The sequence below is a fragment of the Methanoregula sp. genome, from assembly GCF_049518935.1.
Lineage (GTDB): Archaea > Halobacteriota > Methanomicrobia > Methanomicrobiales > Methanospirillaceae > Methanoregula.
Genome location: NZ_JBEKRH010000024.1, coordinates 19,963 through 30,718 on the forward strand (window position 1 = coordinate 19,963; position 10,756 = coordinate 30,718).

The window sequence follows — 10,756 nt, forward strand, 5'->3', positions numbered from 1 at the left end:
TGATGAAATGCGCCGCGTTAACCGGTATCTCACCCGAAGTGATCAAGGACTTAAAAGCCGGCAGGCCCCGGACGATCGAGCTCCAGAGCGCCCATAATATCGTCACCATAGCGAATGTCGAGCCGGGCCCTGATACCCATATCTTCATGACCTCTGTCGATGTGGGAGACCTCTCTGCGGGCGATGCCGGGATCTGCGTCTACCTCATCTCCACGAGCCTCTCGATGAAACGGATCGTGGAGTTCTCCCGCGGTATGTATTACGAGGAGCGGGAACGGATGTCTGCCCGGGTGCAGGTCAGGTACTGCGCTGCATCGGTAGTCAAGGAAGTATTCCACGAGAGCCTGACGCAGCCTACCGAAGTGGAAGTCTTAAAATCATCCTGTTATCACGCAGGATAAAAACAGTTTTTTCCCGGGGGTACCGGGCTATTTTCTCATCACGAGGATTGCAATCCCGACCGCCCCGATGATCGCAAGCGGGCCAACCGGCGAGGCAGGGGTCGGCGTAGCGCTGGGCCATGCCGTGGGAACGGGTACGGTGGTCCTCTTTGCGGTCGGGACCGGGGTATAGATCCGGGGAGTGGGAGTTGCGGTCGTGGCGGTTGCCGTAACTACTGTCGCCAGATTCCCATAGACCGAGGTCTGGTTGCCTGCGGTAACCGTGACCGTGGCAGCGTAGGGCTGGTACCCGCTCTGCACTATTAGGACTTTGTGATCGCCGGGAGTCACGTTGTACAGCGTGTATGTTGTCGTCCCTTCAAGGACATTGTCCAGGTAGACGCTGGCACCGGAGGGGCTGGACTGGAAATAGATGCTGCCGTTTACTACTGATGATGCGGCGTTGATAGTAAAACTCGGGCCGCACACACGGTTTGTCCCGTCGTAGAGAACGCAGGCGGTCCAGGTGCCCGGGACCTGGTTGGTGAGATCGAATGTTCCGGTGATAGCCGTCGAACTCACTGTACTGACATAACCTAGGACATCATTGTATCCGCTCCGGGAGAGACGCATTCTCGCAGCACTCTGGAAACCCGTCCCCGCAAGGTTCGTAATGGTGACCGTCGTGTTGGTTGTCCCGCTGGCAGGAGTGATAGAGGTAACCGTTGCCACCGTTGATGCATTAACAACGGTAAAGGCTCCGCTTTTTGTGATGGTCGCACCGTTAGAATTGACGACAACATCCCAAGTCCCGGCTGTGGCTCCATTGAGATTGAAGTCCCCGATGAGGTCCGTGGCAGTGAAACTGGGATTGACCATGGAAATATTGGTCTGGCCTGACATGGACAGCCAGACCGTAGTTCCGGTGGTGGCAAAACCAGTCCCGCTGACATCCACGCTCCGGATGTAGCCGTTGTTGATGCCACTCGAAGGGATGATGGTGGAGATGGTCGGGAGAGCCACATACGTAAATGCGCTTGTGCCGGTTGTAGTCGACCCGCCATTACCATTGGTAATCACTACATCCTTGGCTCCGGCTGTACCGGCTGGAGTTATTGCTGTGATATGGGTGGCGTCAACATAGGTTACGCCCGTTGCTGCCGTTCCACCAATGGTCAAAGCAAGCAAACTTCCGGAAACAAAATTTGTCCCGAGAATTGTTACAGCAGTGCCACCCGAGGTTGAGCCGGAATTCGGAGAGATGCTGGTAAACGTCGGGGGAGCCAAATACGTAAAGGCGCCTGTGCCGGTTGTGGTCGACGAGCCATCACCATTCGTAATCACTACATCCTTTGCTCCGGCTGTACCGGCAGGAGTTATTGCTGTGATATGGGTGGCATCAACATAGGTAACACCTGTTGCTGCCGTATTGCCAATAGTCACAGCAAGTGAACTTCCGGAAACAATACCCGTGCCGGTTATCGTTACAGCGGTACCACCCGCTATCGGACCGGAACTTGGAGAGATGCTAGTGAACCCTATATCTGCCGCAACCGGGGCAACCATAAACGCTATAGTGAGGATAAGCGCAATCGCCAGAATAATTGAATTTCGTTTCATCATGAGATACACCCGGATATTATCATTCATTTCTTCAAACCGAATAAAGAAAATGGAAACCGGTATCAGATATATTTTGTTAAATTTATTTTCGATTGTACAAACAGGACAAATTTTACCGGTTTCACCGGACCCTGCGGATTTATCCCCGCACAATCCCACCTATCCTTCGTGATACCCGGATGAGCCCCGAAACGAGAATCTCCGCATCAGTTCCGTTCTGGATCGCCCTGCTCTGCATCGCCATCCTCGCGGTCGTGCTGCTCTTTTCCGCTATTCATTTTCCTGCCGGCACGGAAGCCACAACAGGATTCCCTGAAAGCACCGGGTCACCTGCGATCACGATGCCGGTGGGAATCTGCCCGGCAGCGGTCCTGGCAGGGCCACCCGTTGCAGTCATACCCGATACCCGTGCGCAGGAAACGATTGTCTTAAGCCGGCCACCGGCTGATGACCGGGTGCAGTACACGGACCGGGGATTTTCAGAACCGGTCGAGGCCTCCATCGCATGGTGGATGTCGCCGGGCTTCATGGACAACACCACCGAGTTCCGGGGATACGAGCGCACGACCCCCGAGGCCAAAGCTGCATACCCAGAGGAGCACCGGATCTTCTTCTCGTTCATCGAACACCGTCTGGACAGCGCAGAATCCTCATCCATTATCAGGCACGATACGACACTGTTCCGGGGCATCAGCCCCTTCGTGGCCGGGACGGTTATAAACACGTCGGAGTACCGGGAACCCGCGTTCGCGTCCACCTCCTATGACATCAGTTTCAGCCTGGATGCGTTTGCCGTACGGAGTCCCGACGGGTACCGGAACGTACTCGTTCTTTCGCGCCAGCCGGGCGACCACGCACTCTACATCAACGAGGATGAGCGGGAGGTCCTGCTCCCCCGGGGCACGGACTGGTCAGTAGTGAAGGCAGAGAACGTGGAGAACCTGAGCGTGAATGCGGATTTCCCCCTCCACAACCGCACCACCGGGACGGCATCGTTCGATCAGGTCAGGCTGATCTTTATCCGGGAAAAGCCCTGTACCTGAACGGACGGGGGCTTTCCGTTCGAAGAACCCTGATGTGTTCTTCTCTTCCTCATGGTCCTGACGGACCATTCGGGCCGGAAGCACAAACACTTTTTATATAACCGGTGTGAATCTGACTGTACTGATATCATGGGTGAAAACGATCTCGGTCTTCTGGAACAAGTGAAGGCATACGGTATCAAGGACTGGGCACAGGTCGTCTTCATGATCCTGATCTGCGTTGCCGGGGGGTACCTGATCATCTACAGCGTGTATATGATGACGGCCAACCACGAGCCCAGCCTGTTCATGTTCGCCATCGCTATGTTCGGTGTCGGCTGTACGTCAATCTGGTTCGGGCTCTCCCATGTCGAGATCCAGTCGACCGAAGAGAAACTCGAAAGCATCACAAAACGGCTGGACAGTATCATCGAGCGGATGGAAAAGAAGTACCCCTAGTTCAGCAATTCCTTTTTTCCCGGGAACCGTTCTTTGGATCCGGTAAGGAAGCAGATTAATTATCCACGAGCGCGAACGTTACTGGCACACGTGGGTCTGTGGCTTAGCCTGGACATAGCGCCGGGCTTCTAACCCGGATGTCGGGGGTTCAAATCCCCCCAGGCCCGTCTTTTTGATTTTTATGAAGCAGCTATGGCCGGGAATCAGGGTCGTTCCCCTGTACCGGTCAGCCAGTCCAGCGGATGAAACTCACGGTTACCTTTGGGCACAGGGGTGTAAGAAAACCGGATCAGATATAATCAGCCCGTTACTACGGTCTGGTTAAAAAAAAGGTTAGAGCTGGCTCTGCTCGTCTTCCGGCTGCCCGTCCAGGGGCTTCTGCAGGATCTGGACATCTGCAATGTTGTGCTGGCGCAGTGACAACTTCTTTGCCTTGAAGATGTTCTTGCCATCCTTGCCGATTGCAATACCGCGGTCCTCGTCCCGGACTTCCACAGTCGCGCTCTGCGCATCGGGTTCGCCTTCGAACAGGATGGAGGTGACCTGGGCAGGGAGGAAGCAGTTCTTGATGAACTGTTCCGCATTGCTGTTGTATTCCACGACCTCGATCTTCTTGCCCATCACTTCTGATGCCTTCTTGATCGAAGCGCCTTTCTTGCCGATTGCAAGTCCCATGTCGCCGGGGTTAATCACGAAGATGAGTCGCCCGTTGCGGTCGTCCACGACACAGTCGCGGCTCCCCGCGCCGGTCAGGCTCTCGAACTGGGAGATGAGGCGCATGCAGTCTTCGGTCAGTTTCACTTCTACCATAAAGATGCCCTCGGTTCAGGCCCTCTTAAGGGAGAGAATGTCTGACTCGCCCGGGCTGATAACGGCAAGCGTGCTGACCATGAATGGTTTACCGCAGGCCTTGCCAAGCGCCACGCTCGAGCCTTCGAAGGTGTGGATGAAGAGATTCTCGTAAGCGGTAAGTTTTGCAGTGAAGACCGACGGGCAGTTGCCTGCCACGACGATCATCTGGGCCTTGCCCTCTTTTATGCACTTTTCCGTGTTGTTCTGGCCAAGAATTACATTTCCGGTCTTGATTGCCCTTCTGAGTGAAGCATTAAAATCCATGTACAATTCCTCGTAAGTGTTCTAGCTGGTTCAATTGTCGTGTTGTCTGACTGCGATCAGTTTCACATCGCCGGTGCCGAGCTGGATCGGCTGGCCGACAATGACATTCTCGGTCACGCCGCTCAGTTCATCAACTTCATTTGCGACGGCCGCATCAAGCAGGTGGTTGACGGTCACTTCGAACGCTGCCCGCGAGAGGACGCTCTCCTTCTCGCCGGCAATGCCGTGTCGGCCGATCTGCTTGACTTCGCCTTCCATGCACATCATGTCCGAGACGAGCATGAGGTGCCGGACATCGACGAGGATACCCTGCTCGTTGAGCGTGGAGACCGCTTCGTGGATGACGGCATTTCTCGCTGCCTCGATACCGAGGACTTGCGCGATCTCACTGATGTTGTTGGTGCGGGTTCTCGTGGTGTCTACGCCAGCGACATCAAATACGTCCTTAAGATTGGATCCCTCAGTATAAAGTATATACTCCCCGGTCTCTTTCCTGACGACAACCCGGAGGATGTCGTCAATGCCCTGCACGATCACATTCCTGACATGTTCGGCGAGCTGGAAGAGGTTCTGGTAACTTTCCTTGTCCTTGGGGGAGAAGATGATAGTCGCTTTATCCTCGTCGATCTCGTGCTCGAAGTCCCGGTAATGCCGGCGGTCGCGGATCTTCTTGGGAGCCGCTTCCATGATCTCCATGGGCGAGATCTTGCGCTTGTCGCAGACCTTGGTGTTCAGGTGCACGACCACGTGCATGTTCTCCATGTCCGTGGTGATATCGCCAAACTCGTGGAGCGGGGCGGCCTCGATCTGCCAGCTGACTTCCCGGGCCTTGTCCCGGTCAACGCCATACTCGGGCTCGAGGTACACGGTCATCGTCGGGGTGCTGGGCTCTTTCCTCGCATCCATGATTTCGATAAGCCGCGGGAGACCCAGGGTAACGTTGATCTCAGCGACACCCGCATAGTGGAATGTCCGCATCGTCATCTGCGTGCCGGGCTCACCGATGGACTGCGCCGCGATGATGCCAACTGCTTCGCAGGCCTCGATCCGGGTGCTCTGGTACTCGGCGAGGACCCGTTCGAGAATCTGCTTGAACTGGGTGTCCGTGATTTCCTTGTTGGCAAGGAACTTCCGGAGCTGGTCCTTGGTCTTCTGGGGGAGGGATGCAGCCTCGATCTTCTTGTCATGCTTGTCAGCGAGTGCCATTGTCTATACCTCCTCTTTCAGGATACTCTCAACGATACCCTTGACATCCACCGGGTCGCCGAACGCGCTCTTCGTCGGGTCGGTGCCATCTTCGCCGTATTCGAACTGGATGATCCTGCCACCCGTAGAACGCACGGTGCCGTCGTATGCAACCTTCAGGTCCTGCAGCGCATTGATCATCCTGCGCTGGAGGTACCCGCTCTGGGACGTACGGACTGCCGTATCGACGAGACCTTCACGGCCGCCGATTGCGTGGAAGAAGAACTCGGTCGGGTTGAGGCCGCCCTTGTAGCTGTGCTGGATGAACCCGTGGGCATCCGAGCCGCGGTCGCCTTTCTTGAAGTGCGGGAGGGTCCGGTCATCGTAACCACGGACAATACGCTCACCACGGACGGACTGCTGGCCGATACAACCGGCCATCTGCGTCAGGTTCAGCATCGAACCACGGGCACCGGAGACCGCCATCACTACGGCGCTGTTGCCGAGACCGAGGTGCCGGCCGGCAATCTGACCGGTCTGGTCACGGGCCTTGCCCAGCACCTGCATGATCTGCATCTCGAGGGTTTCCTCGACCGTTCGCCCGGGCATGGGCTCGAGCTGGCCGTCCTCGTAGATCTTGATACGGCGGGTGACATCGAGTGCTGCGTTATTCAGCACCTCGTCGATCTGGCCGTACTCGGTCTTGGAGAGGTCTTCATCATCGATACCGAAAGAGAAACCATCGAACATGATCGCACGGATCGAGAGCTTGGTCAGGTCATCGATGAACTTCGTTGCCCGCTTCATGCCCTGCTGGCGGATGATGCGGTTGACAATCTGGCCGTCGAATGCGCCGATCGCCTTCTTGTCGATGGTTCCCACTTCGAGCTTGCCGTCGATGATGCGCACGTACGCATCCCGCTCGCAGATCTCTTTTTTACAGACATCGCAGTTCTGGCAGGAACTGGCCTTGAAGACCATGTTGAGATGTTCGGGAAGGATGACGGAGAAGACCTGTTTGTTGCTCCAGAATTCCTTGCCATTCTCCACCTTGCCGGGAACGGGCATGCGCTCGATACCGGTGTACCGGAGGAGGTAGAGCGCCTCTTCCTTGATGAACCAGCGGACGTCGTGCGTCAGCATGAATATCCCCGATACGTGGTCGTGTATACCGCCGATGATCGGGCCGCCGAAACGCGGGGAGAGAATGTTCTCCTGCACGGAGATGAGGATGGTAGCCTCGGCCCGGGCCTCTTCGGTCTGCGGCACGTGCATGTTCATCTCATCACCATCAAAGTCGGCGTTGTAGGGAGGGCAGACAGCCGGGTTGAGCCGGAACGTCCTGCCTTCCATCACCTTGACGCGGTGGGCCATGATGCTCATCCGGTGCAGCGAGGGCTGACGGTTGAAGAGCACCACATCGTTGTCGCGAAGCTGGCGTTCAACCGTGTAGCCGGGCTCGATCATGTCGGCGACCGTGTCGAGGTTGCCGTCCGCAAGCCGGAGCCTGCGGTTGTCGGGCCGGATCACGTAGTTTGCGCCGCACGGGGAGTTGACGTCAGGACGGAGAGGGCCGGTCCTGACGATCTGCCGGAGTTCCTCGATGTTGTAGGTGGTGACCCGGACGGGGATCGTCATCTCGTTTGCCACAGCACGCGGGACACCGACCTGCGCGACCGAGAGGTTCGGGTCGGGCGAGATCACGGTACGGGACGAGAAGTTCACACGCTTACCCGAGAGCGAGCCACGGAACCGTCCGTCCTTACCCTTCAGGCGCTGCGAGAGTGTCTTTAACGGCCGGCCGCTGCGGTGCCGGGCCGGGGGACAGCCTGCTACTTCGTTGTCGAGATACGTGGTTACGTGGTACTGCAGGAGTTCCCAGAGGTCCTCAATGATCAGCTGGGGGGCACCTGCGTCCTGGTTCTCCTTGAACCGCTGGTTGATACGGATGATATCCACGAGCTTGTGGGTCAGGTCGTCTTCCGAGCGCTGGCCGTTCTCAAGGATGATGGAAGGTCGCATCGTGACCGGCGGTACCGGGAGCACGGTGAGGATCGTCCACTCGGGACGGGCAACGTCGGGGTTGATGCCGAGAGGGATTAAGTCCTCGTTCGGGATCTTTTCCATACGTGCACGGATGTCGGCGGGGGTGAGCTTGTGCTCCACCTTCTTGCCGTCCTCGACCACGACTTCGGAGAACGTGGTTGGTTTCTCGAAGTTGATCTTGAGCTGCTGTTCGCCGCAGTGCGGGCAGACGCGCTCTTTCTTGACGTCCTTCTCAGAGAGCAGGTCGCCGGTCTGGTCGTCTTCCGTACCGACTACTTTCTCGATTTCCTCGGGACTCAGGAGCACACGGCCGCAGGCACGGCAGGTGACACGCAGGAGTTTCCTGATGAGCCTTGTATAGCCCACGTGGATAACCGGCTTGGCAAGCTCGATGTGGCCGAAGTGCCCGGGGCACTCGCTGGCCTTCTGGTCGCAGGTCTTGCACCGGAGACCGGGGTCGATCACACCGAGGTTTAAGTCCATGAGGCCCTGCGGGTAGGGGAACCCGTCATCATCATAGGTGTCGGCCCAGATGATCTTCCGGACACTCATCTCACGGATCTCTTTGGGGGATAACAGGCCGAACTCAATCTGTCCTATTCGTTTTGGGGATGGCATGTTACACCACGTCCTGTAATTTCAGTCTGGGTGCTATACCCATGCTCTTCATCTCGTCCAGCAGGAGCTTGAACGCGTAACTCATCTCGACCGAGTAGATATCGGTCTCATTTCCGCAGGCAAGGCAGCGGGTCATGTTGCGCTTGCGGTCGAGCATGGCAACCATGCCGCAGTGGGCGCAGACATATTCCTGTACCTTGTCCGACTCGTCGAGCAGGCGTTCCTTGAGTGCCATGGCGGCGCCGTGGCCGATCATGACATCCCGCTCCATCTCACCGAACCGGAGACCTCCTTCACGGGCACGTCCTTCCGTAGGCTGGCGGGTTAAGACCTGCACGGGTCCACGGGACCGGGCATGCATCTTGGACGAAACCATGTGGTAGAGTTTCTGGTAGTAGATGACACCAATGTAGACATCGGCCTTGAACTGTTTCCCGGTGATACCATCATACATGATCTCCCGGCCATTGTGGGAGAAACCGAGTTTCTTTAACGAGGCCCGGATATTGGCTTCACTCTCGCCACCGAATGCCGTACCGTTGATACGCCGTCCTTCGAGCGAACCTACCTTGCCGCCGATCATCTCGAGCATGTGGCCGACCGTCATACGGCTCGGGATCGCATGGGGGTTAATGACGAGGTCGGGAGAGAGACCGCTCTCGGTGAAGGGCATGTCTTCCTGGTGGGTGATGAGACCGACGACACCCTTCTGCCCGTGCCGGGACGCGAATTTGTCGCCGACTTCCGGCACGCGGAGGTCGCGGGTCCGGACTTTCACGAGCCGGGAACTGTTCTCACCCTCGGTGATGATGACGGTATCGACAATCCCATGCTCGTTGCTGCGCATCGTGACGGAGGTGTCGCGGCGCTTCTCAACGGCAATGAGTTCTCCTGAGGGTTCCTCAAGGAAACGCGGCGGAGAAGTCTTGCCGATCAGCGCATCTTTCTCTGCAACAACGGTCTCGGGGTTGATCACACCGTCCTCGTCAAGGTTCTTGTAGGCGTCCGCACCGTGGGCTCCGGCCACATCCTCGTCGGGGACTTCAATCCGGTCGATCTGGCCGCCGGGATACCGGCGCTCTTCGCCTTCATAGGTCCTGAAGAAATGGGAGCGGCCAAGACCACGCTCGATAGAGGCCTTGTTGAAGATGAGCGCATCTTCAATATTGTAGCCTTCGTACGAAAGGATCGCGACGACAAAGTTCTGGCCAGCGGGCCGGTCGTCGGACCCGATCAGTTCCGAGGTCTGGGTGTGGGTGAGCGGTTTCTGCACATAGTGGAGCAGGTGACCGCGGGTGTCCGGGCGCAGCTTCATGTTCGCCGCACCGAAACCGAGCGCCTGCTTGACCATCCCTGCACCCATCGTGACACGGGGACTTGCATTGTGCTCGGGGAACGGGACGTGGGCCGCACCGATACCAAGGATCAGGGAAGGGTCGATCTCGAGGTGGGTGTGGTCGGGACTCAGTTTCGAGAAGTCCATGGCGATGAGGAGATCTTCTTCCTCTTCTGCGTCAATGAACTCGATCAGGCCGCGCTTGACAAAGGAGTTCATGTCGACCTCCTTCTTCTCGAGCTTCTTGAGATCCTCCTCGGTGATGAGCGGCTCACCGTTCTTTAAGACGATGAGCGGGCGGCGGGCGCGACCGCGATCGGTCAGGATCACGACATCGCCGTTGTACTCTTTGTGGGAGACGTTCACTTCCGATGATATTGCACCCTGCCGGCGCATACTGCGGATATTTGTTACGAGTGTCTTCGGGTCATCGACAAGGCCGATGAGTGCACCGTCAACAAACACGCGTGATTTCTTCATCAGGACTCACCCCGGATGTGTTCGACACCAAGATTGTGCAGGATCTTCATGATCTCTTCCTCGTTATCGACACCTTTGCTGATCTCCACCATCTGGGCGAAGTTCTTCACGAGACCACAATTGGGTCCTTCAGGGGTCTCGCTCGGGCAGATCCGGCCCCACTGGGTCGGATGCAGGTCACGGGCCTCGAAGTGAGGCTGCGAGCGGGAGAGCGGGGAGATCACGCGGCGGAGGTGCGAGAGCACGGCCATGTGATCGACCCGGTCCAGCAGCTGCGAGACACCGGTCCTTCCCCCTACCCAGTTACCGGTGGCAAGCGGGTGGAGCAGGCGTTCGGTGAGCACGTCGGCACGCACTGCGGTCGCAATAGAGAGATCGCGGTGGCGCATGCTGGCGCGTTCGAGCTGGTACTTGATATCACGGGTGAGCCGGTTGAGGGAGATACGGAAGAGGTCCTCCATCAGGTCGCCCGCGAGTTTCAGCCGCTTGTT

General features: G+C 57.4%; 9 protein-coding genes, 1 tRNA gene and 1 pseudogene. 4 read left to right on the top strand and 7 right to left on the bottom strand.

The genetic code is table 11. The features are described 5' to 3' along the window. Nucleotides 1-2 precede the first annotated feature (2 nt). On the top strand, nucleotides 3-401 hold the full coding sequence (locus ABSE13_RS11490) for a DUF473 domain-containing protein (protein WP_424028656.1): 399 nt from the start codon (nucleotides 3-5) through the stop codon (nucleotides 399-401). A gap of 27 nt (nucleotides 402-428) precedes the next feature. Here the strand turns inward: ABSE13_RS11490 and ABSE13_RS11495 are convergent, their stop codons facing one another. After that, nucleotides 429-2,003 carry an IPT/TIG domain-containing protein gene (locus tag ABSE13_RS11495; protein WP_424028657.1) on the bottom strand — a complete coding sequence of 525 codons (1,575 nt, stop codon included), beginning with the start codon at nucleotides 2,001-2,003 and terminating at the stop codon, nucleotides 429-431. Nucleotides 2,004-2,182: 179 nt separating this feature from the next. Here ABSE13_RS11495 and ABSE13_RS11500 point away from each other — a divergent pair, with 179 nt between their 5' ends. The 3 genes from ABSE13_RS11500 to ABSE13_RS11510 all read left to right on the top strand — a co-directional run bounded on the left by ABSE13_RS11500 (nucleotide 2,183) and on the right by ABSE13_RS11510 (nucleotide 3,651). Then, nucleotides 2,183-3,046, top strand: coding sequence for an ADP-ribosyltransferase family protein (locus ABSE13_RS11500; RefSeq protein ID WP_424028658.1), 864 nt, complete (start codon nucleotides 2,183-2,185; stop codon nucleotides 3,044-3,046). A 129-nt stretch (nucleotides 3,047-3,175) separates the two neighbouring features. Continuing rightward, nucleotides 3,176-3,484, top strand: a complete 309-nt coding sequence (locus ABSE13_RS11505; RefSeq protein ID WP_424028659.1) for a hypothetical protein — start codon at nucleotides 3,176-3,178, stop codon at nucleotides 3,482-3,484. Between the two features lie 92 nt (nucleotides 3,485-3,576). Further along, nucleotides 3,577-3,651: transfer RNA gene (locus ABSE13_RS11510), tRNA-Arg, on the top strand. A 166-nt stretch (nucleotides 3,652-3,817) separates the two neighbouring features. Here the strand turns inward: ABSE13_RS11510 and ABSE13_RS11515 are convergent. From ABSE13_RS11515 to ABSE13_RS11540, 6 genes and pseudogenes are all read right to left on the bottom strand, one after another. Continuing rightward, entirely contained in the window at nucleotides 3,818-4,294 is a 477-nt protein-coding gene (locus ABSE13_RS11515; protein ID WP_424028660.1) for a NusA-like transcription termination signal-binding factor, read from the bottom strand. A 15-nt stretch (nucleotides 4,295-4,309) separates the two neighbouring features. Continuing rightward, nucleotides 4,310-4,600, bottom strand: coding sequence for a 50S ribosomal protein L30e (locus tag ABSE13_RS11520; RefSeq protein ID WP_424028661.1), 291 nt, complete (start codon nucleotides 4,598-4,600; stop codon nucleotides 4,310-4,312). Nucleotides 4,601-4,630: 30 nt separating this feature from the next. Next, nucleotides 4,631-5,806: a DNA-directed RNA polymerase subunit A'' gene (gene rpoA2 / locus ABSE13_RS11525; protein ID WP_424028662.1), complete on the bottom strand. Its 1,176-nt coding sequence runs from the start codon at nucleotides 5,804-5,806 to the stop codon at nucleotides 4,631-4,633. 3 nt (nucleotides 5,807-5,809) lie between these two features. Next, the gene (locus tag ABSE13_RS11530) at nucleotides 5,810-8,449 is read right to left on the bottom strand and encodes a DNA-directed RNA polymerase subunit A' (RefSeq protein ID WP_424028663.1); all 2,640 of its coding nucleotides are present in this window, start codon (nucleotides 8,447-8,449) and stop codon (nucleotides 5,810-5,812) included. 1 nt (nucleotide 8,450) lies between these two features. After that, a complete protein-coding gene (rpoB, locus tag ABSE13_RS11535) occupies nucleotides 8,451-10,265 on the bottom strand; it encodes a DNA-directed RNA polymerase subunit B (protein WP_424028664.1) in 1,815 nt (604 codons plus the stop codon). Further along, a pseudogene (locus ABSE13_RS11540) lies at nucleotides 10,265-10,756 on the bottom strand (DNA-directed RNA polymerase subunit B''); the annotation flags it as partial. The pseudogene ABSE13_RS11540 and the gene rpoB, both read right to left, overlap by 1 nt.

Excerpts from the sequence above, each read along its gene's own strand:
- rpoB (WP_424028664.1), bottom strand. The coding sequence starts at position 10,265 with ATGAAGAAATCACGCGTGTTTGTTGACGGTGCACTCATCGGCCTTGTC.
- ABSE13_RS11505 (WP_424028659.1), top strand. The coding sequence starts at position 3,176 with ATGGGTGAAAACGATCTCGGTCTTCTGGAACAAGTGAAGGCATACGGT.
- rpoA2 (WP_424028662.1), bottom strand. The coding sequence starts at position 5,806 with ATGGCACTCGCTGACAAGCATGACAAGAAGATCGAGGCTGCATCCCTC.
- ABSE13_RS11495 (WP_424028657.1), bottom strand. The coding sequence starts at position 2,003 with ATGATGAAACGAAATTCAATTATTCTGGCGATTGCGCTTATCCTCACT.
- ABSE13_RS11530 (WP_424028663.1), bottom strand. The coding sequence starts at position 8,449 with ATGCCATCCCCAAAACGAATAGGACAGATTGAGTTCGGCCTGTTATCC.
- ABSE13_RS11515 (WP_424028660.1), bottom strand. The coding sequence starts at position 4,294 with ATGGTAGAAGTGAAACTGACCGAAGACTGCATGCGCCTCATCTCCCAG.
- ABSE13_RS11520 (WP_424028661.1), bottom strand. The coding sequence starts at position 4,600 with ATGGATTTTAATGCTTCACTCAGAAGGGCAATCAAGACCGGAAATGTA.
- ABSE13_RS11490 (WP_424028656.1), top strand. The coding sequence starts at position 3 with ATGAAATGCGCCGCGTTAACCGGTATCTCACCCGAAGTGATCAAGGAC.
- ABSE13_RS11500 (WP_424028658.1), top strand. The coding sequence starts at position 2,183 with ATGAGCCCCGAAACGAGAATCTCCGCATCAGTTCCGTTCTGGATCGCC.